The 21,672-nt window shown below is 70.6% G+C and carries 21 protein-coding genes; 5 read left to right on the forward strand and 16 right to left on the reverse strand.

Features of this window, described 5'->3' with window-relative positions:
• Positions 1-3: 3 nt before the first annotated feature.
• Entirely contained in the window at positions 4-975 is a 972-nt protein-coding gene (locus OHS59_RS01625; protein ID WP_328491566.1) for an alpha/beta hydrolase, read from the reverse strand.
• A 299-nt stretch (positions 976-1,274) separates the two neighbouring features.
• Here OHS59_RS01625 and OHS59_RS01630 point away from each other — a divergent pair, with 299 nt between their 5' ends.
• Positions 1,275-2,891, forward strand: coding sequence for an MFS transporter (locus OHS59_RS01630; protein ID WP_328491567.1), 1,617 nt, complete (start codon positions 1,275-1,277; stop codon positions 2,889-2,891).
• 35 nt (positions 2,892-2,926) lie between these two features.
• Here the strand turns inward: OHS59_RS01630 and OHS59_RS01635 are convergent, their stop codons facing one another.
• The 7 genes from OHS59_RS01635 to OHS59_RS01665 form a co-directional block, all read right to left on the reverse strand.
• On the reverse strand, positions 2,927-3,391 hold the full coding sequence (locus OHS59_RS01635; RefSeq protein WP_328491568.1) for a DUF5709 domain-containing protein: 465 nt from the start codon (positions 3,389-3,391) through the stop codon (positions 2,927-2,929).
• A 170-nt stretch (positions 3,392-3,561) separates the two neighbouring features.
• Positions 3,562-4,533, reverse strand: a complete 972-nt coding sequence (locus OHS59_RS01640) for a helix-turn-helix domain-containing protein (protein ID WP_328491569.1) — start codon at positions 4,531-4,533, stop codon at positions 3,562-3,564.
• Complete coding sequence (locus tag OHS59_RS01645) at positions 4,527-5,555, reverse strand: helix-turn-helix domain-containing protein (protein WP_328491570.1); 1,029 nt, start codon at positions 5,553-5,555, stop codon at positions 4,527-4,529. Before OHS59_RS01645 ends, OHS59_RS01640 begins: the two co-directional genes overlap by 7 nt.
• A 79-nt stretch (positions 5,556-5,634) precedes the next feature.
• On the reverse strand, positions 5,635-6,603 hold the full coding sequence (locus tag OHS59_RS01650) for an alpha/beta hydrolase (RefSeq protein WP_328491571.1): 969 nt from the start codon (positions 6,601-6,603) through the stop codon (positions 5,635-5,637).
• A 34-nt stretch (positions 6,604-6,637) separates the two neighbouring features.
• Positions 6,638-9,478: a helix-turn-helix transcriptional regulator gene (locus tag OHS59_RS01655; protein ID WP_328491572.1), complete on the reverse strand. Its 2,841-nt coding sequence runs from the start codon at positions 9,476-9,478 to the stop codon at positions 6,638-6,640.
• Positions 9,479-9,774: 296 nt separating this feature from the next.
• Positions 9,775-10,512, reverse strand: a complete 738-nt coding sequence (locus OHS59_RS01660) for a dienelactone hydrolase family protein (protein WP_328491573.1) — start codon at positions 10,510-10,512, stop codon at positions 9,775-9,777.
• 167 nt (positions 10,513-10,679) lie between these two features.
• The gene (locus OHS59_RS01665) at positions 10,680-11,474 is read right to left on the reverse strand and encodes a leucine-rich repeat domain-containing protein (RefSeq protein WP_328491574.1); all 795 of its coding nucleotides are present in this window, start codon (positions 11,472-11,474) and stop codon (positions 10,680-10,682) included.
• Positions 11,475-11,514: 40 nt separating this feature from the next.
• Here OHS59_RS01665 and OHS59_RS01670 point away from each other — a divergent pair, with 40 nt between their 5' ends.
• Positions 11,515-11,799, forward strand: coding sequence for a hypothetical protein (locus OHS59_RS01670; RefSeq protein ID WP_328491575.1), 285 nt, complete (start codon positions 11,515-11,517; stop codon positions 11,797-11,799).
• Here OHS59_RS01670 and OHS59_RS01675 read toward each other — a convergent pair.
• The 3 genes from OHS59_RS01675 to OHS59_RS01685 all read right to left on the reverse strand — a co-directional run bounded on the left by OHS59_RS01675 (position 11,755) and on the right by OHS59_RS01685 (position 14,174).
• Positions 11,755-12,138: a hypothetical protein gene (locus OHS59_RS01675; RefSeq protein WP_328491576.1), complete on the reverse strand. Its 384-nt coding sequence runs from the start codon at positions 12,136-12,138 to the stop codon at positions 11,755-11,757. The two genes, OHS59_RS01670 and OHS59_RS01675, sit on opposite strands and share 45 nt — an antisense overlap.
• Positions 12,139-12,585: 447 nt before the next feature.
• On the reverse strand, positions 12,586-13,488 hold the full coding sequence (locus OHS59_RS01680) for a hypothetical protein (RefSeq protein ID WP_328491577.1): 903 nt from the start codon (positions 13,486-13,488) through the stop codon (positions 12,586-12,588).
• A gap of 182 nt (positions 13,489-13,670) precedes the next feature.
• Complete coding sequence (locus tag OHS59_RS01685) at positions 13,671-14,174, reverse strand: peptidase inhibitor family I36 protein (RefSeq protein WP_328491578.1); 504 nt, start codon at positions 14,172-14,174, stop codon at positions 13,671-13,673.
• A gap of 155 nt (positions 14,175-14,329) precedes the next feature.
• Between OHS59_RS01685 and OHS59_RS01690 the strand changes: the two genes are divergently transcribed.
• Entirely contained in the window at positions 14,330-15,274 is a 945-nt protein-coding gene (locus OHS59_RS01690; RefSeq protein ID WP_328491579.1) for an ArsR/SmtB family transcription factor, read from the forward strand.
• 29 nt (positions 15,275-15,303) lie between these two features.
• On the opposite strand, the gene OHS59_RS01695 is transcribed toward OHS59_RS01690, so the two are convergent.
• The gene (locus OHS59_RS01695) at positions 15,304-15,969 is read right to left on the reverse strand and encodes a TetR/AcrR family transcriptional regulator (protein WP_328491580.1); all 666 of its coding nucleotides are present in this window, start codon (positions 15,967-15,969) and stop codon (positions 15,304-15,306) included.
• A 110-nt stretch (positions 15,970-16,079) separates the two neighbouring features.
• Here OHS59_RS01695 and OHS59_RS01700 point away from each other — a divergent pair, with 110 nt between their 5' ends.
• The gene (locus OHS59_RS01700; protein WP_328491581.1) at positions 16,080-17,051 is read left to right on the forward strand and encodes an SDR family NAD(P)-dependent oxidoreductase; all 972 of its coding nucleotides are present in this window, start codon (positions 16,080-16,082) and stop codon (positions 17,049-17,051) included.
• Between the two features lie 78 nt (positions 17,052-17,129).
• On the opposite strand, the gene OHS59_RS01705 is transcribed toward OHS59_RS01700, so the two are convergent.
• On the reverse strand, positions 17,130-17,576 hold the full coding sequence (locus OHS59_RS01705; RefSeq protein ID WP_328491582.1) for a MarR family winged helix-turn-helix transcriptional regulator: 447 nt from the start codon (positions 17,574-17,576) through the stop codon (positions 17,130-17,132).
• A gap of 124 nt (positions 17,577-17,700) precedes the next feature.
• Between OHS59_RS01705 and OHS59_RS01710 the strand changes: the two genes are divergently transcribed.
• Positions 17,701-18,690: an NAD-dependent epimerase/dehydratase family protein gene (locus OHS59_RS01710; protein WP_328491583.1), complete on the forward strand. Its 990-nt coding sequence runs from the start codon at positions 17,701-17,703 to the stop codon at positions 18,688-18,690.
• A gap of 70 nt (positions 18,691-18,760) precedes the next feature.
• Here the strand turns inward: OHS59_RS01710 and OHS59_RS01715 are convergent, their stop codons facing one another.
• The 3 genes from OHS59_RS01715 to OHS59_RS01725 all read right to left on the reverse strand — a co-directional run bounded on the left by OHS59_RS01715 (position 18,761) and on the right by OHS59_RS01725 (position 21,664).
• On the reverse strand, positions 18,761-19,588 hold the full coding sequence (locus OHS59_RS01715; RefSeq protein ID WP_328491584.1) for an ABC transporter ATP-binding protein: 828 nt from the start codon (positions 19,586-19,588) through the stop codon (positions 18,761-18,763).
• A gap of 4 nt (positions 19,589-19,592) precedes the next feature.
• Entirely contained in the window at positions 19,593-20,558 is a 966-nt protein-coding gene (locus tag OHS59_RS01720; RefSeq protein ID WP_328491585.1) for a FecCD family ABC transporter permease, read from the reverse strand.
• 65 nt (positions 20,559-20,623) lie between these two features.
• Positions 20,624-21,664: an ABC transporter substrate-binding protein gene (locus OHS59_RS01725; RefSeq protein ID WP_328491586.1), complete on the reverse strand. Its 1,041-nt coding sequence runs from the start codon at positions 21,662-21,664 to the stop codon at positions 20,624-20,626.
• Between the last annotated feature and the right edge of the window lie 8 nt (positions 21,665-21,672).

Here is a 21,672-nt window from a genome sequence, read left to right on the forward strand (position 1 = left end):
GGTTCAGTTCGTGTGCAGGGCCGCGTGCAGCGTGCGTACGGCCAGGGTGATGGCGGTGTCGGCGGCGTGCGTCTCGCGCAGGGCGTTGAGCATCACGAAGTCGTGGATGACGCCCTGGAATCGGACGGCGGTGACGGGCACGCCGGCCTCGCGCAGCTTGTTGGCGTAGGCCTCGCCCTCGTCGCGCAGCACGTCGGCCTCACCGGTGATCACCAGGGCCGCGGGCAGACCCGTGAGCTGCTCGGTGGTGGCGCGCAGCGGGGAGGCCGTGATCTGGGCGCGCTCGGTCTCGTCGGTCGTGTACTGGTCCCAGAACCACTGCATGCCGTCGCGGCGCAGGAAGTAGCCGGTGGCGAACTGGTGGTAGGAGTTGGTGTCGAAGCTCGCGTCGGTCACCGGGTAGAACAGCACCTGCTGGACCAGCGGTACACCGCCGCGCTCCTTCGCCATCAGGGTGAGGGCGGCGGCCATGTTGCCGCCGACCGAGTCACCGGTGACCGCGATCCGGCTGGGGTCCAGGTCCTTGGTCGCGCCCTGTTCCACGACCCAGCGCGCCACGGTCCAGTTCTGCTCGATGGCGACCGGGTAGCGCGCCTCGGGCGAGAGGTCGTACTCGGGGAAGACGACCGCGGCATTGGCGCCGACGGCGAGTTCCCGCACCAGGCGGTCGTGGGTGTGGGCGTTGCCGAAGACCCAGCCGGCGCCGTGGATGTAGATGATGACCGGCAGGGTGCCCGTGGCACCGGCGGGCTTCACGATGCGTGCCCGGACGGTGCCCGTGGGGCCGCCCGACACCGTGATCCACTCCTCGTCGACCGCCGGCTTGGCGATCTCGCCGGACTGCACCTCGTCGACGGCCTTGCGGCCGTCCGCCGGCGCGAGGTCGAAGAGGTAGGGCGGGTTGGCGGTGGCCTCGGCGAAGGCCTGGGCGGCGGGTTCGAGCACCGGCTCGACGGGAGTGAAGGCTTCGGACATGTGCGTCTCCTGGGGCTGAGTGGGGCACCCCGGTCGGTCCGGCGCCCTTGAGGCCCACCGTAGAAGCGCTGTGCGCCGGACAGTTGTCCCCGAGCGCACTGGCATCGGCCCCGCAGCGCACGTACGGCCATGGTGCGCACGTACGTAAGGCCGTGGTGCATTGCGGAGTCGGTGCGCTGCGGGGTCCGTGCGCTGCGGGGTCGATGCCGGTGCGCGCACGGAACACACCGCGGCCGGGACCGGACCTACCGTGACGGCTCGGCGGGCGACGGCCCCGCCCGGACCCACACGGGAGCATCATGAACAGCGCCACCACCGACTCCCCCTGGGCGCCGCTCGCGGCACGTGTCTTCCGGGCGCTGTGGATCGCCCAGTTGGTCTCCAACATCGGCACCTGGATGCAGACGGTGGGCGCCCAGTGGCTCCTCGTCGGGGACAGTGCCGCGCTGATGACGCTGGTGCAGACGGCCGCCGGCCTGCCGGTCGTCCTGCTGGCGCTGCCCTCCGGGGTGATCGCCGACCGGTTCGACCGGCGGGTGGTGCTGGTGACCGCGCAGTTCGCGATGCTGGCGGTGTCCGGGGCGCTGGCCGTACTCGCGTTCCTGGACGCCCTCTCACCGACGGTCCTGCTGCTCCTGACGTTCCTGCTGGGCTGCGGCACCGCGCTGATGGGCCCGGCCTGGCAGGCGATCCAGCCCGAGCTGGTGGAGCGGGAGCGGCTCGGTCAGGCGGCGGCGCTCGGCGCGGTGAACATGAACCTGGCCCGTGCCGTCGGCCCGGCGCTCGGCGGGGCGGTGGTCGCGGCGGCGGGCGCGGGCTGGGTGTTCGCCTTCAACGCCGCGTCCTATCTGGGCATCGCGACCGTCCTCTTGCTGTGGCGGCGCCCCGCCGTCGCGACCGCGCCGCGCGCCGGGAACGAAGGACTGCTGGCCGCCCTGCACGCAGGCCGCCGCTACGTCTGGAACGCACCCGGCGTCCGACGGGTCCTGCTGCGCACGCTGCTGTTCATACCCGGTGGCGCCGCCTTGTGGGCCCTGCTGCCGCTGACCGCGAGCCGCTCCCTCGGCCTCGGCTCCGGCGGTTACGGACTGCTCCTCGCGGCGGTGGGCGTCGGTGCGGTGGGCGGCGCCTTCCTGCTGCCCCGGGCCCATCGGCTGCTGGGCGCCAACGGCACCCTCACGGTCGGCGCCCTGATGTTCGCCGGGGTGCTCGCGGTGCTGGCCACGGTCCGCATCCCGTGGGTGGTCGCGCTCGCCCTGCTGCCCGCGGGCCTCGCCTGGATCGCCGTCCTGTCCACGCTCAACGCGGCCGTGCAGACCCGGCTCCCCGGCTGGGTCCGAGCCCGCGGCCTCTCCGTCTACCTCCTGGTCTTCCAGGGCGGACAGGCACTGGCCGCACCCCTGTGGGGCTCGGTGGCCGACTGGCTCGGGCTGAGCGCCTGTCTGCTGATCGCCGGCGCCGTCATGCTGCTGAGCGCGGCCAGCGTACGGCGGTGGCCGCTGCGTGACGCCGAAGGCATCAACCCCACGCCGTCCGACCACTGGCCGGCTCCTCCCCTGGTGTTCGCGCCCGGGGAGGCCGACGGCCCGGTGGGCCCGGTCCTGGTCTCCGTCGTCTACCGGGTCCCGGCGGAGCAGTGGGCCGAGTTCACGGACCGTATGCACCGGGTGGCCCGCTCCCGGCGCCGTACCGGAGCCCTGTCCTGGGGTCTCTTCCAGGACGGCCACGTCCCGGAGCGTTTCGTCGAGAACTACCTCGTCTCCTCCTGGGCAGAGCACCTGGCCCAGCACCACGTCCGGCTGACCGCCACCGACCGGCGGTTCGAGGAGGAGGCCCGGGCGCTGCTCACCCCGGGCACCGCGCCCGAGGTGACGCACGCCTTCGACACCTCGGCGGGACCGCCGGTACGGCCCTGAGCCCCGAGGGGCCCTGACGCCCGAGGGCGGGCAGGTCAGAAGCCGTCGGCCTCGGGGATCACGTGCATCGCGGCCTCCTCCGCCGAGGCCCCGGCGCCGTCCAGGCCGCGGTCGGAGGCGAACAGATCGGACTCGGTGACCTCGTGCGTGCCCTCGTCCGGCGCGAGGAGCCGTCCGGCACGGGTGTCGCCGACCTCCTCGTCGAGGAGTTCGCCGTCCGTGTCCGGGGTGTCGCCGAGGTCGTCACCCTCCGGGACGCCGATGTCCGGCACTTCCTCGGCCAGACGCTCGTCCAGGGTCTCCCCGCGCCGCGCCTCCGCCGCCGTCACGCCCGTGTGCTCCACGGCCCAGGGCCGCTCCGGCGGCGAGTAGCCCTCGTCCAGGGCTTCCTCGCCGGCCCGGTAGTCCAGGGTGTCCGAGGCGTCCAGCAGACCCGCGTCGTCCTGCACCTCCGAACCGTCCGGCTGGTAGACCTCGTCACCCATCGCCTCGTCACTCATGTGCGCTCCATCGTTGTTCGGGCCGTCAGTTCGGCTCGTCGGTTCGGGCCGTCAGTGCAATCCGGCCGTCGACCGGAAAGGGTAAAGGTTGCACGCGTACTCGTAGTTGCGCTCGCAGTCGCGGTCACCGGCGCGGTCCGGGGAAGGCGGCCGGCAGACAGTCGCCGGTGTCAGTCCGCCCGGTCCGCGCCCGCCGCCCCGCGCCACTGCGCCGGCGACATCCCGTACATGTCGCGGAACGCCCGGCTGAAGTGGGAGGGGCTGGTGAACCCCCAGCGGGTGGCCACCGCGGCCACGGAACGGTGGGCCGTCGCGGGATGGACGAGTTCCTCGTGGGCCGCTTCCAGTCGCCGGGTGCGTACCCAGGCGACGACGGTGGTGTCGTGACGCTGGAAGAGCTGGTGCAGATAGCGCAGCGAGATGCCGTGCCGGTCGGCGATGGTCCGGGGGCCGAGGCCGGGTTCGCCCAGCCGGGTGCGGACGGACTCGGTGATCCGTTCCCACAGGTCCGCCGGTCCGTGCGGTCGGCCGGCCTGTTCGAGGGCCACTGTCGCCAGGATGTCCACGACGGTACGGGCGAGTTGCTCACGCCGGGCGGGGCCGGCCCGCGCGACCTCGTCGACGAGTCCGTCGAGCAGCGGCAGCAGCAGGCCGGCCGCGCCTTCCGCGGACTCGTCCACCACCGTGGCCGTGAGGGCGTGCAGTTGCCGTTCCTCCAGGCGCAGCAGGGCCCGGGGCACCATGAGGATCCGTGCTCGCTGCCGCTCGGGGAGCACGATCCGAAAGGGCCGCCGGGCATCGAGGAAGGCCAGGTCACCGGGGTGGAGTTCGGCGGTGCGGCCGTCCTGGAGCAGTCGGGCGGTGCCTTCCAGCTGACGGCGGACCAGGAGGTGGGTCCGCGGGTCGGCGGCCACCGAGCGGGCGCCGCGCAGCACGGTGCCGGGGCCGAACTCCTGGGTGGCGATCTGGAGCACACCGAGTCGGTCGGCGGTCAGTTCGCCGTCCCACGGACGGTCCTGCTCCACGGTGACCTCGACGTCCACGAAGGTCCGTGAGAGGGCGCGCTGCCAGGAGGGGAGGCGGTCGCCGGGCACCAGGTCCCGGGTGGAACAGGACACCCAGGGGGCATGGCCGGTCAGCATGACGCCGTTCCTGCCCATACGCGGTCCCGCCAGTCCGTAGGTGACAGCCCGAAGGAGCTGCGGAAGGCCTTGCCGAGGCCGGCCGGGCCGGTGAACCCCCAGCGCCGGGCGACCTGGCCCAGGCTGACGGAGCCCGGCGGCTGCGCGGCGAGCTCCTTGCGGCACTCCTGCAGTCGCTGCTCGCGGATCCACTGGCACACGGTGCTGTCCTCGGCCTCGAACAGCCGGTGCAGACAGCGGACCGAGATGCCGTGCGCGTCGGCGATGACGGACGGGGTCAGGCCGGGGTCCGACAGGTGCCAGCGGATGTACGTCCGGATGCGCAGCAGCAGGACGCCGTCGGCGCCCGGCAGTTCGGCGGGATCCGCCCCCAACTGGTCCGCCGCGGTCGCCGCCATCAGGTCGATGACGCTCTCGGCCAGCCGAGCGGCCGTCGGCGTCGCATACGAGGCTGAGGTGTCCGCCAGCCGGTCCAGCGTCGGCGCGAGCAGGGCGGGGAGCCCGCCGCCCGGGCGTATCGAGCGGCCGGTGAGCTCCCGCAGGACGGCGTCGGGGAGTTGCAGCAGCGCGCGCGGGACCGCGAAGATCTTCATCCGGAAGCGTTCCGGGTAGACGGTCCGGAAGGGCCGGCCGGTCTCGAAGAACCCGATGTCCCCGGTCCGCAGTTCGGTGGTGCGGCCGTCCTGTTCGACCTGGGCCCGGCCGGGTCCCTGAACGGCCACGAAGACCTGGCGTCCGTCGCCGCGGGCGATGGAACGCGGCGACCGGTGGACCTGGCCGGGGTCGCACTCCACCGTGGTGATCTGCAGGTTCCCCAGGTGATCCGTCCGCATGGTGGCGTCGTAGGTGCGGCCCTCGGTGGTGATGTCCATCCCCACCAGGGTGTCGAGCACGACGTCGTGCCAGTAGTCCAGGCTCTCGCCCGGCGCGACCGAGCGGGTGGTCAGCACGGTGCCTCGCCCACTCTCCGGTACGGCCGGGCGCAGGCGTCTCTCCTCGTGGGAGTCGATCGCGGTTGGCATACCGTCAGCATGTCGCGGGGGTACCGGTCCACGCATCAGTCGGCCGACTGCTCTGTGGCCGTCGCACTGTTCGCGCTGTTCAGTCGCTCGAACGAGCACGCAGGAAGGCGCATCCGGTCAGGATCGCCGTCCGGGTGGGCTCGCTGTCGGCCAGGGCGTGCAGCGCCACGAAGTCGTGGATCGTCCCGAGGAACCGCAGGGACGCCGCCTCGACCCCGGCCTCGGACAGCCGGACCGCGTACTGCTCGCCCTCGTCGCGGGCCACGTCCGCCTCGGCGGTGACGACCAGGGCCGGCGGCAGCCCCGCCAGTTCCTCCGGTCGTGCCCGCAGCGGTGCCGCGGTGGGTTCGCTCCGCAGGGCGGGGTCGGCGACGTACCGCGTCCAGTAGGCGCGCAGCGCCTGGCGTGTGAGGAGGTAGCCGGTGGCGAACCGCCGTTGTGAGGCACTGTCGCAGCGGTCGTCGGTGAGCGGGTAGTAGAGCAGCTGCGCACCGATCCGCGGACCGTTCCGGTTCTTCGCCAGCATGGTCACGGCGGCGGCCAGCGTGGCCCCGGCGCAGTCCCCCGCCACTGCCAGGCGGTCCGGATCCAGGGCAAGTTCGTCGGCTTGGGCAACCGCCCAGGTCAGCAGGGAGTAGCACTCCTCCAGGGCCACCGGGTAGCGGACCTCGGGGGCGCGGCTGTACTCCGGGACCACGGCGCACATCCCCGTACCGGTGACGAGTTCGCTGATGAGACGGGCGTGGGTCTGTGCGTCGCCGAGCGTCCATCGGCCGCCGTGCAGATACAGGAGGGCCGGCAGGGGGCCGTACACCCCGGCCGGGCGGACGGTCCAGAAGCCGAGCAGTCCGGACGGGCCGACCGGTGCCACGCGGAAGACCGCGTCCACGTCGAAGTCCTCGAACCGGTCGGGCTGGGTCTCCCGCAGTGCCCGCCGCGCCGTGTCCGGGCCGAGGTCGTCGAGGGAGGGCGGGGTGGCGGAGGCGGTGATCAGGCGCTGCACCACGTGGTCGAGGATGACGGCCCCACCCGGTTCTCCGGGGCTCATGGACTCTCCTCCGACCGTTCTGCCGCCGCCGCTCTCACCGGTCCTGTACCAGGTCACGGAGCTGATGACGGCTGCTGATGCCGAGCTTGGGATACACGTTGTACAGGTGCGAGCCTACGGTGCGCGGCGAGAGGAAGAGCCGCTCCCCGATCTCACGGTTCGACAGACCGCTCGCGGCGAACTGGACGATCTGCCGCTGCTGTGCCGTCAGCTCCTCCAGCGGGCCCACGCTCGTGGGGTCCGGCGCGGCGCCGCTGGCGCGCAACTCGATCCGCGCGGCGGCCGCGAGGGCACCGGCACCGAGGCGTTCGGCGGTCTCCAGGACCGTGGTCAGCTGCCGGCGCGCCTCCAGGGTCCGGCGCCGACGGCGCAGCCGGATGGCGTAGTCGAAGCGGACCTGACCGCGTTCCCACGGCCACCGGGCGGCCCCGTGATTGACGAGGGCGAGCTGGAAGTGCTCATCGGCCTCGTCTTCCGGGCCGACCATGGCGGCGGCGTGGTGCAGAAGGAGCGTCATCCTGGTGCTCGGCCGCTCCCCCTGTTCCGCGCGGACCCGTTCCAGGATCGGCAGTGTCTCGGCGGACCGTCCGGTGCGCTGGGCGGCGACCGCGAGTTCGGCGATGCTCCGCGCGGACAGATGGGGGTGCAGGGGCGCTCCGTCGTCGGTGAACAGGTCGCGCAGCTGCCGCCAGGCTCCTTCCACGTCGCCTTGCGCGAGGGCGGCGAGTCCGCGGGCGCGCAGCAGTCGGGCGTGTGTGGCCCGGTTCTCGTCCAGGCAGACGGCCCGCCAGACGGCGGGGGTGAGCCGGGGCGCTTCCGTGAGGGTTCCGCGCAGCGCCTTCACGGTGAGGGCCTGTGCCTCCAGATCGGCCTGGAGGCGGGGCAGTCGCAGCACCTCGGCCTCGGTCAGGGCGTCCTGGATGACGGTTTCGGCCTCCGGGAACCGCCCGATGGCCAGGAGGGTGTCGACGAGCGGGAGGACCGACCAGCCGCGCAGTCCGAAGGCCCGGGCGGTCCGCAGCCGGTCGTCGGCCGTACGCGACTGCCCCAGGTCCACGTCCGCCTCGTCCGCGTGGCGGGCCACCGCGGCGAGGACCGTCCGGGCGGCGGGCGCGTCCGGTCCGGCGGGCGGCACGTCCCGTCGGGCGCGCGGGGCGTCCGGGCCGACGGACAGGACGTCCGGACCGGCGGCCGGGACGCCGTGCGGCCGGGCGAGGCCGGAGTGTGAGCCGGTGGCGGACTCCGGCCGGGCCACCGCGGTGACCAGCGCCTCCAGGGCCCGCCGCGCATGCGGTGTGTCCAGGCGGACCAGTGGCCCGGCCGCGGCGAGATGCCACCGCTCGGACTCGTGGGCCTGCCGGGCGCGGTCGAGCAGTGTGGACAGGGCCGCCGTGTGCTCCGGCAGCCCGGACTGGTCGGCGATGGCCGCCGCCAGGCCCGCGAGCGCGAGCGCGTGGGTCCGGTCGATCGCCGGAAAGTGTTCCGCGACGTCGGCCAGCACCTCGAAGGCCTCGCGCTGGGCGGACTCCTGGGAGAGGACGGAGGCGAGGGCACCCGCAGCGGCACAGACGAGTGCCGGGTCGGTGGACTCCTGGACGAGCCGTGCGTACAGCTCCCGTACCCAGCCGGGATCGCCCACCATGTGCGCCGCCGTCAGAGCCTCGGCCAGCCGACGCGCCCGTTCCGGCTGTTGTGGGCTGAGCCGGGCCGCCTGCTCCAGGGCGGTGGCGGCCGCCACCGCGTCCCCGCGCCGCCAGGCGGAGTCCGCCAGCAGCGCGGCGACGAACGCGTTGGGTCCCACGGTGGTGGCGGCCAGGTGACGGGCCCTGGCCTCGGGCAGTACGGCGATCTTGGCGAGGTCACGGTGCGCCTGCTGCCGCTCTCCGGCCGGACGCCTCAGATACGCGGCCGACCGTGCCAGCGGATGCCGGAAGTCCAGCCGGTCCTCGACCAGTACGACCAGAGCGGCCGCCTCCGCCGGCGCCCACACCGCCAGGTCGTCGGTGCCAAGGGCGGCCATGACGGCGCCGACGGTCTCGCCCGGCCCGGCGGCCGCCGCGTACAGCAGGGCCCGGCGTGTCCGCGCGGGCAGCGCGTCGAGTCGTACGCCGAAGACGTGCTCCGCGGGCGGGTGCCGCGTCACTCCGGTGGGTCCCGGCACACCGCGGCTCAGTTCCATGAGGGCCAGCGGGTTCCCCTCGGCCTGCGCCAGGGTCTCCAGCCGGTGCCGGCCCGTGGGCGCCGTCGGCTGCCGGTCGAGGAGTGCGGCGGCCGGGGCGTCGCCCAGCGGGCCGAGGCGCAGGGTCTCGGAGCCGGGCGGCGGGCCGGGCAGATCCGCTTCATGGCGTGCGGCGAGCAGCACCGTCAGCGCGCGGCCGGGCAGCAGCCGGGCCGCGGTGAACAGCGCCTCCAGGAAGGTGCGGTCGCACAGGTCGGCGTCGTCCACGCACACCAGCACCGGCCGGTCCACGGCGAGCCGGTCGAGAAGCGCCGTCACCGCCGTGTGCAGCTCCGCCCTGTCCCCGTCGTCCGCTCCCGGGACGGCCGTCAGCACCCGTTGCTGCGCGGCGGGCAAGGCGGCTATCTCGCCCCGCGCCTGCGGTGTCAGCAACTGCCGCAGACAGGCTTGCGCATGTCCCGGGTCCTCGCTCCAGCCTTGTGCGGACAGCACGAGTACGCCGCTGTCAGCGGCCCGCTCCCGGACGTTCCGGAGCACGGTCGTCCGCCCGATCCCCTCCCCGCCGAGGAGCAGCACGGTCTGAGGGGTGCCGGGCTCGCGTGTCACGCACCGCAGGATCCGCTCGATCTCGTCGTCCCGGCCCAGGACGGTGGCCTCGTGGCCGGTCATGGGCTGCTGGGGCGGTCGGACCGTCATGCACGTACTCCTGGGGCGGTGCGTTTTCCCTGACCAGGGGATTGTCGCCGAGACCGGGGCGACACCGCTTCTGTCACGTGACTGGTCACCAGGCCGGTGACTGGTCACCGGGCCCCGTCGTCGGGCCGCCTCGACCGCGCCGAGTCTTTGTCCGGGTTCTGACCGAGCGCGACATGAGCGTCGGCCGGGCTCTGTTCGTGCTGGTCACTCCGGCCGGCATGCACGACAGCGCCGCCGCTCGGTCGAGTCAACGCACCGACCACGGGCCGACCGGGCGAGGCGGCAGTCTGCCTGGGTCAGGCCCTCAGATCCTCCCTCACGGGCAGACACTCGGCGAGCAGGTCGACGACGTCGCGCCAGGCTCGCCGCGCGTGCCGCGGGTGGTAGCCGACGCCGGGGACGACGGGGTGGTCGACCGGCGGATGGTGGAAGGCGTGCAAGGCGCCGCCGTAGACCGTGAGGCGCCAGTCGACGCCCGCGGCCTGCATCTCAGCGGTGAACGCACCGCGTTGCGCGGGCGGCATGATCGGGTCCTCCGACCCGACCCCGGCCCACACCGGGCACCGAATGCGCGCTGCCTCGCCCGGTCGGCCCGTGGTCAGTGCGTTGACCGTCCCGATCGCGCGCAGGTTGACGCCGTCGCGCCCGAGTTCCAGCCCTACGGCGCCCCCGGTGCCGTAGCCGACGGCGGCGATCCGGTCGGAATCGGTCCGCGGTTCGTTGCGCAACACGTCGAGCGCCGCATGACCGATGCTCCGCATCCGGTCGGGATCAGCGAGCAGTGGCATGCAACGGGCCAGCATCTCCTCGGGGTCGCCCAGATAGCGCCCGCCGTGAAGGTCGAAGGCCAGCGCTGCATATCCCAGCTCGGCGAGAGCATCGGCCCGGCGGCGCTCGACGTCGCTGAGCCCCATGCCCTCCGGTCCGACCAGCACCGCGGGCCGGCGGTCGACACCGGCCGGGAGCGCGAGGTGCCCGATCATCGTCAGACCGTCGGCCGGATACTCGACCGTACGCGTCGTAATCGTCGTCATGAGACCGGACTGTAGTGATCGTGGAGCCCGGCCCGGCCGCTGTTCTGCCACTGGCAGAGCGGCTCGGGCCTCCCCCTGAAATACAACCCGTATCTCGGTAGGGCCTCTCACCGGTTTGAAGAAGGGGTCTCAGGCGCCGGTCCCTTCCTGTCCCGGGGTGACAACGGTCAACGTGGTGGGGGCTGTTCGAGCGCGCCGCCCCGATGAGGTGTCGGAATGTAGCCCTTCGCCCCAGGTGGCAGCGCGTCGAGGCACGCCTGGGAGCAGGCGTTGACCAAGAGCGGCAGGACGTCGGTCGCCACCACCTGTGAGAGCCACGCCTGGTGAGGGCCTGTCACCGGGATCGGCCCGGTGCAGACACTGCAGGTGCGGGCCGCGGTGGTGCCCCAGCGGGAGGGAGCCAGGCTGTCGAGGTCCAGGACCGTGTCGCCGGGCGGAAGGAGCTGCGGAAAGGGCGGCCGGTACTTGTGGTTGCCGTAGATCGAGCGCGTGCTCACCGTGCTGTCCGCCAGCCGAGCGCACCGCGTGATTTCGTACGGGAACCAGTGCAGGCGTCGCGACGTGTACGGGCTGAACTCCTCCAGGCTCGTCATGTCGCCGATCTCCGGAGGTATCCGCACCAGGTTGCTCCCGTACAGCACAAGGGTCCGCACCGCCGTCAGTCGCGCGATCGACGGCGGCAGTGTCACGATCTGCCGCCGCTCCTCAGGGCTGAGTTCCGGCAGCGGGCGGAATTCCTCGCGTCCGTCGGCCGCCGCCTCTTCGATCAGCTCCAGCAACCGGAGCCAGCCCGGAGCGTTGGTGTCCTGGACATCGGCGTGGAAGGACGGAGCCGCGTCGAGGGAACTCACCCGGATCGGGCTGAAGCAGTGACAGCGGTCCTGCGGCACCCCTGGCCGGGAGTCCACCGCCTCGGGAAAACGGTTCGGGTAGACCTGCGCGGGGAGTTGTTCGTCCGTCATGGCGCAACGATAGGGACGCGGCGTCCGGTACGGCACCTCTGTGGTGGCGCTCCTCGACAACGGTGTTGTTCTCGTCGGAGAGTTCGAGGCTGTACTGCCGGCCGAGGCCGGCAAGGAGCGTGGCCAGGTCGTCGATCCGTCTAGGGTCGATCACGCCATCGATCAGGGTTGTCCCGTCGTCGGTCTGATCGATCTCGATGCGGCACCAAGCGGTTTCGGCTTCGACGGATGCGGATCGTCGGGGCGGCGCTCGCGGGCGGCGGCCGGCAGTTCGTCGAGGTCAGAGGAAGAGAAGCGCGACGTCTTTCTCGATGCAGAGGCGTAGGACGAGCGCCAGTTGTCGGGCGTCTTCGATGTGCCGCTGGAGCACGAGGTCGGCGGCCTGCTCCTGCCATTCGCCGGTGATCGCTTCCAGTCGGGTCAAGATCGCGTTGCACTCGGCAGACGAGAGTTCACCGCCCCCGTCGTCCGGACGGTCGAGGAAGCACTCCAGCGTGGTGGAGACATCGCCCCAGCGACGCTCTCCGCCGAAGCCCCACATCTCGTCGAGCACGAAGCCTTCCGCTTGTGCCAAGCGGCGGCGGAACGCGCTGAAGCCGGTGCAGGACCAGGCGGCGTCCGGGCTGGCGGTGTCCCCGTCGCCCGGGAACAGAATCAGCCCCATGCCGTCCTCCTCATCAGTCGAGTACACAGGCTCGGCTGGAGAGAGCCACCCGTGCAACTGATATGCCTGCGTCGTCTCACCTGCCGACGTGCCGTCGCAGCGGCTCGACCGCCAGGTCGTGGCCGTAGTGAACGGCAAGGTTCAGGGGTGTCTGCCCGTCGGGTCCGGGGAGCTGCGATCGGCACCGAAGGGCAGCAGCACCGCGGTGGTGCTTGTCAGGGAGCGCTCGTGGTCGCCCAGGTACGGGACAGTGTGAGGACCTCGGTGAGGTTTCCGGGGCCGCACGCGGCGTGGAAGGTCCTCTCGGCGGAACCCGACCACAGACGGGCAGGGCACCAGATCACTCACCCGGGCCTTCACCAGGGAGCGGGTGACGAGAAGCGAACTGGCACTGTCAGCTCGGAAGACGGCCTATCAGCGCGGGAGGGTGGCCGAACTCTCACGGCGTCACTGGACTCCGTCGGCGGCCGTCTTCCAGATGGCTGTGAGCCGCCGTAGCTGGAGCTTGTCAGCGGTGGGCAGCGACTGGGCGTAGGCGCGTCGCAGGGCCAGGACGGTGGAGGGAACGTGGGCTTCGGCGCCGCACTCGCCGTCCGCCACCGCGACGGCGATCTCCCGGTCACGTAGAGCAGTGGTGACGCCCTGCGCGCGGTAAGCAGCCTTCAGCTGATCATAGGCCGTGTCGGGGGACGCATAGGTGTATCCCTCACCGCGCATGCATGTCCGCCAGTCGTTCATGGCGTTGCGGTACTTCGGGGACTTCTCCACGCGGGGAGTGAGCTCGCTGTTGAGATTCTGCGGGAAGTAGGAAATGGCTACCCAGTCGTCCAGGTTCCCGTAAAGAGACGTACGACTCTGTGCCTCGCAGCCACGCGCCGAGAAGGTGATGTTCCGACCACCCTCGAACCTCATCTCACGGAAGTCGGTGGCTTTTCCTCGCAGGGCTGCATTGTATGCGTCGGCGTTCTTCTTCGAAAGCCCTGCTACATAGGCGTCGTTGGTCGCGGTGCCGGCCGCTTCCTTTTCGTCGCCGTACTGAGCGGCGAGACCATAACCCCGTTCGTGGCGCTCCTTGATGTTCAGAGAACGTTCCTCATCGGATTCGTCCGTCGGGGCGGACGTCTCGGCGCGATAGCGGAATCCCTTCGCTGTCATGCATGCCGATATGAGCTCGGATTCCGCGTTCGCGAGATCGACGTTGGTCCGGGTGAAGGAACCGGAACGGGTGAGGAGGTCGAGTTCGAGCCTGGTGAGTTCAGCACTGGTGACGTCACCGTCGGTGGCGGAGGTCCCGCAGGCGCTCAGTGTGAGAACGCCCACCACCGCGCAGGCGAGCGGAGCAAGTCGCATGGTGCCCGGACCCTCTCGGTCGTTGAGTGAAAGGCGGGGGGGGAGAGAGGTGCGGTGTCCGCGGGGCGCTCACCCGCGGACACCTTGGAGCCACCTTGGAGCCACCTTGGAGCCGCCTTGGAGCGGCCTTGGAGCCGCCTTGGAGCGGCCTTGGAGCGGTAGAAGCTTTTCGAGCGCCGGGGCTACGGCACAGGGCCGCCGCATGCCGAGCTCGTACCGCCGGAAGCAGTGCTCCAACTGTTCGAGGAGACCGCGTTGTTGAACGTGGAGTTGAAGTCTCCACCGGTACCGCGATACACGATGCCTGCGCTGCCCGAGTAGGACTTCCCGGTCCAGACGATGGCTTCGCAGCTGTTTCCGTTGTTGTAGTCCGAGGACGCGCAGTTGTCCCAGTTGCCGTTGGGACAGGCGCTGCGGCTGAAGACGGACCAGTCGGCGTTCCTGCCCGAGAGTTCACCCGGATTACCCGCCGGCGAGTAACCGGCGTTCGGCCAGAAGCAGAAATTACCCGAACCGCATCCGGAAGGTGCCGCGGCGACCTTTACCGACTTGAATGCCGGCGCGGCCACCTGATTCTGCTCCTCGGAACTGTTTGCCGAGCTGTTCGCCGAACTGGCCGCCGAGGTGCCGGCCATAGCACCGAGCAGGAGAACCACTCCCGCGATCATGGCCAATATGCGTCTCATCTTTCCCCCTTACTGCTCGATTTGGTCGCCATCACTATTGCCACCGCCCGTCCTGCCTGGCCATGCTGTGTCGCCAGGAGGAAAAAGCCGTGGTCGCAAGGGGGAACGGCGTGCTCCGAATTCACTTTACAGATGCCGACCTGGCGAGAACCCGGATGGCCACAGCACCTGACGCGCTCTGGGAGGTGGCCGCGAGTCTGCACCGCTTTCAGACCCGCGCGGGCCGTTGGGCATACGCCGGGTGGTACCGCACCACCCACGCCCGACTACGTGAGCAGAGACTCGACCGCGTCGTGCGCGAAGTCCTTCTGCCACTGTTTCCGAGAGCCCGGTACTTTCCTGATTTCCTGACGCCCGACCAGTCGAGTTGTACCGACGAGGGACTGGACGCCGCACTCGACGCCATCGTGTCCACACCCTCCGGCCGGGTGAGCCGTGAACTGGCCGTGCTCTATCGGCACGTCCGAGTTCCGGCCTGGGTGCGACGGCTGACCGACACGCAGGAACGCCGGGACTTCGTCGCCACGATCCGCTCGTACCACGAGGTTGCCGTACGCCCGTTCGCCGACCAGATCCATGCCCATCTGGAAGCGGGGCGGTCGTCGTCCTGCCGCGAACTGCTCCATGGAGGTGTCCAGGGGATGCTGGCCGGACTCGGACCGGCCATGCGCTGGCAGCCCCCGGTCCTCCATGTCCGCTACGCCGTGGACCGGGACCTGCACCTGGGCGGCCGGGGCATCCGGCTCGTACCGTCCTACTTCTGTTGGGACAACCCGGTCAGCCTGGCCGACCCCCGGCTACCGCCCGTGCTGATCTACCCCTTGCTGCACGAACCGGCCGCGGCGACCCCGTCCACCTCGCCCACCCCGTTGACCGCACTGCTCGGACGTACCCGGACGACCGTGCTGCGCGTCGCGGCGTCGGGAGCGGGCGCCACCACCGGGGAGATCGCCCGCGCGGCGGGGATCTCCCCGTCCTCCGTCAGCAAACACACCGGGGTACTACGCGGCGCGGGCCTGCTGATCAGCAGCCGGCACGGCGGAAACGTCCTGCACACTCTCACCCCGGCCGGCGCGTCCATGCTCCGCACCGACATCTGAGCCTCAGCGTCCGTCCATCGCGACTCAGGTCAGTCGCGGGGCAGCACGCCCAGGAGGGCTGCGGACAGGGCCAGCTTCAAGGAGTCCTTCAGCTCCAGGTGGAAACGGGCCAGCTCGGGCTCGGCCTGGTAGGCCGCCCGCAGGCTGGGTGGGGGTGTGCTGTACGCCGACAGCGCGCCGGCCATGACCATGGTCTGCAGGCTGAACAGTGTCGCGTTCTCGCCCAGCTCCGGCAGGTACTTCTGGATCAGGACGGTCATGGTTGTCAGCCGGTCCAGGGAGGCGCGCTTGTAGCGCGCCACGACCTCGACGGAGACGTTGTGTTCCAGGACGCCGCCCTGTGCGCCGAAGAGGTCGCACAGCACCACTCGGCCGGACAATGAGCCGCTGAGGATCTCGGCCACCGCCGCCGCTCGCTCGGCCATGGGCAGTTTCTCGTCGACGCCGGCGGCCAACTCTCCCGCCAGTGCCGCCAGCCACTCCTGCAGGAAGCGGTCCAGCAGTTCCAGCAGCACCGCCTCGCGGGACTCGAAGTAGCGCAGCACGTTCGGCTTCGCCAGGCCAACCCGGCGGCTGAGTTCGTTCAAGGTGACCGCGGCCACGGGCATCTCGTCGAGCATCGCCGACGCCATGTCGAGGATTGCCCGTCGGCGGATCTCCCGCTGCTCTTCGGTCCGCGCCCGCTGGAAAGTCACGATCACCAGCCTAACTTAAGTACCTGCGGTACGTTGACAACGTACCGGAAGTACTTTAACGTCGAAGGCACAAGATACCTTCGGTACGTTAAATAGTCAGGAGCCTGGACATGAGCGACAAGTGGACGACGGCGAACATCCCGGACCAGCGCGGGCGGGTGGCCGTGGTGACCGGGGCCAACACCGGACTGGGGTACGAGACCGCCAAGGCGCTCGCCGAGCGCGGGGCGTCCGTGGTGCTCGCCGTGCGCAATGTGAAGAAGGGCGAGCAGGCAGCCGCCCGCATGACCGGCGACGTGAGCGTGCAGGCCCTGGACCTGACCTCGCTCGAATCCGTCCGGACCGCGGCGGCGGCGCTGAGGTCCCGGCTCGACCGGATCGACCTGTTGATCAACAACGCCGGCGTGATGTACACCCCGAAGCAGACCACCCGGGACGGCTTCGAGATGCAGTTCGGCACCAACCACCTCGGCCACTTCGCGCTCACCGGGCTGCTGCTGGACCTGATGCTGCCGGTGCCCGGCTCGCGCGTGGTGACGGTCAGCAGCACCGGCCACCGCATCCGGGCCGCGATCCACTTCGACGACCTGCGGTGGGAGCGGTCGTACAGCAGGGTCGCCGCGTACGGCCAGTCCAAGCTGGCCAACCTGATGTTCACGTACGAGCTGCAGCGCCGGCTCGCCTCGCACGGCACCACCGTCGCGGTGGCCGCGCACCCCGGCCTGTCCAGCACCGAACTCGCCCGCAACACCCCAGCGGCCCTCCGGCTCCCCCTCACCTGGCTCGCGCCGCTGATCACCCAGACTCCGGCGATGGGCGCACTGCCGACCCTGCGCGCCGCCACCGACCCCGCCGCACTCGGTGGCCAGTACTACGGCCCCGGCGGACGCTACGAGGTCAAGGGCCACCCCCGACCGGTCACCTCCAGCCCGGAGTCGTACGAGGCAGCCGTCCAGCAGCGCCTGTGGACCGTCTCCGAGGACCTCACGGCGGTGACGTTCCCCGTCACGCGGTCCGAGCAGACCTCGTTCCCCTCCGGATCGGCCACCACGACGGCCCCGACGGGCGGATCCCACGGGTGACGCCCAGGCAGCGAGCGCGACGCCTCAAGTAGAGCGCGCCCGGCGAGCCGATGGGTTCAGTCCGCAAGGGGCCGCAACCTACTCCTCACCGCCCAGTACCGTCAGAAGATCGGCGAACTCCGGCCAGCGGGATCGCGGCAGCGCGGCGAACAGGTCTTCGGCGGCAGCCTCGTAGGCCTGCAGCCACGCATCCGCCTGCCGCGCGCCCTCCGAGGTGGCGAGGACCTTGGTCACGCGGCGATCGGCGGGATCCTGCGCTCGCGCCACGAGCCCGTCCCGGACCAGCGCCTCAAGCAACGTCGAGGCCGTCCCCTGCGCGATGCCGACCGCGGCGGCAACATCCGTCACGCGTATGGGGCCCAGTCGTGCGACCTCCACCAAGACACGTGACCGAGGGAGAGATGCGCCGCTTCCGTCGAGTCGTTCCTCGAACTTGCGGGCCAACACCTTGGCCGCGCGGCTGAACACGTCGGCGAGTTCCGCGGCCGTGAGTCCCCCGGCGGCACCATCCGCTCGATCTTCCATCCCTGCGGAACCCCTCATCCCCAGTCGCCTTGACGCGAATATACATTGATGCCAATGTATTCACATCAATGTATCTACGTCGATGCATCCAGGCGATGCAGCGCCTGACCATGAGGAGTCTTTCATGCGCGTCTTTCTGACCGGCGGTAGCGGTTTCGTCGGGCAACATCTGATCCGCCAGTTGCGAGCCGAGGGGCACACCGTCCTTGCCCTGGCCCGCTCGACCGGGAGTGCGCGGGCAGCGGCGGACGCCGGCGCCCAGCCCGTACGCGGCGACCTGGCACAGCTGTCCGGTCGGAGTGATCCGGCGGTCCGCCCGACATGGCTGGAGCACCTGCGCGAAGCCGATGCCGTCATCCACGCGGCGGCCCGCATGGCGTTCTGGGGCACCGATGCCGGATTCCGCGCCGACAACCACGAGCCGACGGTGGCCCTGCATGCCGCGGCCGTCGAAGCGGGGGTGTCCCGCTTCGTGCTCGTGAGCGCCGCAAGCGTCTCCACCGGCAGCCAGCGCGCCGCCGTCGTGGACGAGAACTCCGACGACGGCAGGCCCAACATCGCCTACTCCCGAGTCAAACTCGCGACGGAGCATGCTCTGCGCGGCTCGGATTCCCCCGGAATGACCTTGATCATCCTGCGCCCTCCTTTCATCTGGGGTCAGGGAATGACCACCCTCGCCGAGGCGGTCGAGACGGCTCGCAAGGGACGATTCGCGTGGATAGACAACGGTCGCCACATCATGGACTTCGTCCATGTCGAAAACCTCGCCGATTCTGTCGTGCTGGCCCTGTCGCACGGGCGCCATGGCGTGCCCTACTACGTCACTGACGGCAGTCCCATGCCGATCCGCGGCTTCTTCACCGCCCTGCTGGCAAGCCACGGCATCGATGTCTCCGGAAGTCGCAGCGTGCCGTTGGCTGTGGCATCCCCGATGGCGGCGGTCATGGACAGCGCCGCCCGCCTGCTCCGCAGGCGCACCGCGCCACCCCTGAACAACTGGCTGGTGTCCTTCATGGGCCGCGACCGCTCCTACGACATCAGTGCGGCCCGCACCGATCTTCGCTACGAGCCGCGCGTCAGCCTCGACACCGGCCTGCTCGAAATGACGCGATGACACCCATGCTGGGTCATGTGACTCGGGCGAGATTCTCGTAGGCGTCGTCCACGTCTAGGCGTGGTCCACGTCAGCGAACAGCCCTCTCCGTGATGGTGTCGTCCTTGATCAGGGCGGCCCGCGCGTGGGCGAGTGGTTGCGCCTCATAAGTGATGCGGACGACTCCGTCGGCGTGCCGTTCGGTGCTCGCCCGTACTCCGAAGACGTCTCCGAGGATGTCGGGGGTCAGCACATCGAGGACCGGTCCCGCGGCGACCACAACTCCCTCGTGCAGGACGACCAGGTGGTCGCAGAGCCGTGCGGCCAGGTCGAGGTCGTGCAGGACCGCCAGGGTGGTGATCCCGGTGGCACGGATCAGGTCCAGGAGCTCGAACCGGGCCCGGATGTCGAGGTGGTTGGTGAGCTCGTCGAGAACCAGGAGCTGGGCGCTCTGAGCCAATGCCCTTGCCAGCAGCACGCGTTGCCGCTCCCCGCCGGACAGTGAGGCGTAGTCGCGGTGCGCGTACGGTCGTACGCCGCAGTGCTCGATGGCCTCCTCCACGGTGCGGTGGTCCTCGGCGCCGTCGCGTCCCAGCAGACCGTGGTGCGGGGACCGGCCCAGGGCGACGATCTCGGCGACGGTCAGGCCGGTGGTGTTGCCTCCGGCGTCCTGGAGGACCGCGGCGGTGCGGCGGGCCGCGGCGCGGGCGGACAGCGCCCACACGTCGTCGTCCCCGACCCTGACGACTCCCCCGGCCGGGCGCAGGGAACGGTAGACGGCGCGCAGCAGGGTCGACTTGCCGCTGCCGTTGGGGCCGACGAGGCCGACGATGTCGCCCTTGTGGGCCTCCAGGCTCACGTCGCGCAGGATCGGCGTACGGTCCAGGGTGACGTGGAGTTGGTCGACGGTGAGTTTCATTCAATCAGTCCAGGCCCTTGTTGTGGCGCAGCAGCCACAGGAAGAAGGGGGCGCCGAGGAGGGCGGTGAGGATGCCCAGCGGTAGTTCGTTGGGGCGGTTGACGGTGCGGGAGAGCAGGTCGACGAGGACCAGGTAGACCGCGCCCAGCAGGGCCGTCAGGGGCAGGAGCCGGCGGTGGTCGGCGCCCGTGGTGAGACGGACGAGGTGCGGGATCATCAGGCCGACGAAGCCTATGCTGCCGGCGACGGCGATGACGGTCCCGGTCAGCAGCGCGCTGAGCACCAGGAGCACGGCGCGCAGCCGGTTGACGTTGACACCCAGCGCGGTGGCGGACTCGTCGCCGGCCAGCAGGACGTTGAGCCGCCGCCCGAAGAGGGCAAGGAGCACGGTGGTGACGAGCACGACGACGGTGACGGTGGGGATCTGGTCCCACTGGGCGCCGGCCACGCTGCCGAGCATCCAGAACATGACCGTGCGCAACTCGGTCGGGGTGGCCTGGAGTTGGACGAAGCTGGTCGCCGAGAGGAAGACGTAGCCGACGGCGACGCCGGCCAGCACCAGCCGGGTCGGGGCCAGTCGTCCGCGTCGCTGCCCGAGGGCGAACACCAGCGCCCCTGCGAGCACCGCGCCGACGAACGCCGCCGCCGACACCCCGAGCCCGGCCAGCGCCGCTCCCCCGCCCAGGGTGATGACCAGGACCGCGCCGAGCGTGGCGCCGTAGGAGAAGCCCAGCACGATGGGGTCGGCGAGCGGGTTGGACACCACGGTCTGCAGAACCGCGCCCGACACGGCCAGGGCCGCGCCGACCAGGGCGGCCAGGACCACGCGCGGGGTGCGGAACTTCCAGACGATCTGGTCGAGCGCGACATCGGTCGGTGGCGTTCCCGCGCCGGTGACGTGGTGCAGGACGATCGCCCACACGTCGCCGAGCGGAATGGTGACCGCCCCGATGCTGATCGCCACGATCATCGTGACGACCAGCGCGACGGGCAGCAGGGCGAACGCGAGAGCGGCCTTCAGCGACCCGGGCTTGTTCAGAAGGCGTCGGGGTGCAGCATCTTGGCGATCTTCTCCACGGCGAGGTCGTTGCTCGGGCCGATGTACATCGAGTCCGACAGCGTCACGTACGTGTTGTTCCTGGCGGCCGGCCACTGGGGGAACTCCTTGAGCAGTTTCTTGGCGTAGGCCGCCGGGTTCGGGTCGTTGTACGCGACGACGACGAGGGCGTCGACGTCGGTGGCGGCCACCTTCTCCTTGCTCAGATCGGCGAAGGAGGTCTTGGAGGCGTTCTCGAAGGGGTTGGTGCCGCCGGCCTTGGCGAGGATGTCGTTGTAGATGCCCTTGGCGACGACCGAGCTGAAGTCGTTGCTGCCCATGGACATGTTGGAGAACAGCACCATGACCTTCGGTGTCTTCTTCCCCTTCACCTTCGCCGAGACGGCGTCGATGTTCTTCTTCGAGGCGGCGATCACCTCCTCGGCCTTGTCACCGACGTTGAAGACCCTGCCCATGTCGCGCAGCAGTGTGTAACTGTCGGCGATGGTCATCTTCGAGTTGTCCTGGCCGCAGCCCTCCGGGGAGATGTAGCTGTTCGCGGCGACGTCGCTCAGCTGGTCCCGGGTGGCGAAGCCGTTCTTGCCGTCGAAGCCGTACGAGGTGGTGGACAGCACCAGGTCGGGGCGCAGCCCGAGCATGGCCTCGCGGGGGATGTCGAAGGCGTCGTTGGGCTTCACGTCACCGGTCGGCAGGGCCTTGATGGCAGCGGCACGGCCTTTCACCTCGGACATCCCGTAGCTCTGCTGGTTGGCGACGATCCGGTCCTGGACGCCGAGGGCGAGGAGGGTGGAAACCTCCCCGACGGAGGCTCCGTTCATGACGACGACCCGGCTGGGGGCCTTCTCGAACGTCGTCTTCCGACCACAGTTCTCCAGCGTCACCGGGTAGCCGGATCTCGCGTTCGCGGCTTCGGTCGTCCTCGCGCTCGCCGTGTCGTTGTCCGAGGAGTCGCCGCATGCCGCTGTGAGCAGACACAGGGCTGCGGCCAGGGCGGTGACGACCGGCCGGTTCATCGACATGCGGGCTC

Origin of the sequence: Streptomyces sp. NBC_00414 (assembly GCF_036038375.1) — a bacterium.
Lineage (GTDB): Bacteria > Actinomycetota > Actinomycetes > Streptomycetales > Streptomycetaceae > Streptomyces.

Coding starts and splice junctions, on each gene's coding strand:
- OHS59_RS01705 (WP_328491582.1), bottom strand. CDS start 17,576: ATGGAAGATCGAGCGGATGGTGCCGCCGGGGGACTCACGGCCGCGGAA.
- OHS59_RS01645 (WP_328491570.1), bottom strand. CDS start 5,555: ATGCCAACCGCGATCGACTCCCACGAGGAGAGACGCCTGCGCCCGGCC.
- OHS59_RS01655 (WP_328491572.1), bottom strand. CDS start 9,478: ATGACGGTCCGACCGCCCCAGCAGCCCATGACCGGCCACGAGGCCACC.
- OHS59_RS01650 (WP_328491571.1), bottom strand. CDS start 6,603: ATGAGCCCCGGAGAACCGGGTGGGGCCGTCATCCTCGACCACGTGGTG.
- OHS59_RS01710 (WP_328491583.1), top strand. CDS start 17,701: ATGCGCGTCTTTCTGACCGGCGGTAGCGGTTTCGTCGGGCAACATCTG.
- OHS59_RS01640 (WP_328491569.1), bottom strand. CDS start 4,533: ATGCTGACCGGCCATGCCCCCTGGGTGTCCTGTTCCACCCGGGACCTG.
- OHS59_RS01635 (WP_328491568.1), bottom strand. CDS start 3,391: ATGAGTGACGAGGCGATGGGTGACGAGGTCTACCAGCCGGACGGTTCG.
- OHS59_RS01665 (WP_328491574.1), bottom strand. CDS start 11,474: ATGACGGACGAACAACTCCCCGCGCAGGTCTACCCGAACCGTTTTCCC.
- OHS59_RS01690 (WP_328491579.1), top strand. CDS start 14,330: ATGGCCACAGCACCTGACGCGCTCTGGGAGGTGGCCGCGAGTCTGCAC.
- OHS59_RS01680 (WP_328491577.1), bottom strand. CDS start 13,488: ATGCGACTTGCTCCGCTCGCCTGCGCGGTGGTGGGCGTTCTCACACTG.
- OHS59_RS01725 (WP_328491586.1), bottom strand. CDS start 21,664: ATGTCGATGAACCGGCCGGTCGTCACCGCCCTGGCCGCAGCCCTGTGT.
- OHS59_RS01660 (WP_328491573.1), bottom strand. CDS start 10,512: ATGACGACGATTACGACGCGTACGGTCGAGTATCCGGCCGACGGTCTG.
- OHS59_RS01715 (WP_328491584.1), bottom strand. CDS start 19,588: ATGAAACTCACCGTCGACCAACTCCACGTCACCCTGGACCGTACGCCG.
- OHS59_RS01630 (WP_328491567.1), top strand. CDS start 1,275: ATGAACAGCGCCACCACCGACTCCCCCTGGGCGCCGCTCGCGGCACGT.
- OHS59_RS01720 (WP_328491585.1), bottom strand. CDS start 20,558: ATGATCGTGGCGATCAGCATCGGGGCGGTCACCATTCCGCTCGGCGAC.
- OHS59_RS01675 (WP_328491576.1), bottom strand. CDS start 12,138: ATGGGGCTGATTCTGTTCCCGGGCGACGGGGACACCGCCAGCCCGGAC.
- OHS59_RS01700 (WP_328491581.1), top strand. CDS start 16,080: ATGAGCGACAAGTGGACGACGGCGAACATCCCGGACCAGCGCGGGCGG.
- OHS59_RS01685 (WP_328491578.1), bottom strand. CDS start 14,174: ATGAGACGCATATTGGCCATGATCGCGGGAGTGGTTCTCCTGCTCGGT.
- OHS59_RS01625 (WP_328491566.1), bottom strand. CDS start 975: ATGTCCGAAGCCTTCACTCCCGTCGAGCCGGTGCTCGAACCCGCCGCC.